Genomic DNA, 218 nt, shown 5'->3' with positions numbered 1-218 from the left:
GAATCGAACCCGCGACCCTCGCCTTGGCAAGGCGATGCTCTACCGCTGAGCCACTTCCGCAAATAAGGGATGCGCGTGGAGGGACTTGAACCCCCACGTCAAAGACGCTAGATCCTAAGTCTAGTGCGTCTGCCAATTCCGCCACACGCGCATATAATGGTGAGTCATGAAGGGCTCGAACCTTCGACACCCTGATTAAAAGTCAGGTGCTCTACCAA

General features: G+C 55.0%; 1 tRNA gene. It reads right to left on the bottom strand.

Annotation, left to right across the window (positions count from 1 at the left end):
- Nucleotides 1-70: 70 nt before the first annotated feature.
- Nucleotides 71-151: transfer RNA gene (locus FS628_RS31160), tRNA-Leu, on the bottom strand.
- Nucleotides 152-218 lie beyond the last annotated feature (67 nt).

The organism is Paenibacillus xylanexedens, from assembly GCF_007676705.1.
Lineage (GTDB): Bacteria > Bacillota > Bacilli > Paenibacillales > Paenibacillaceae > Paenibacillus > Paenibacillus xylanexedens_C.
The sequence above is the reverse complement of the archived record's forward strand: the minus strand, read 5'-3'. Positions and strand labels throughout refer to the sequence as shown.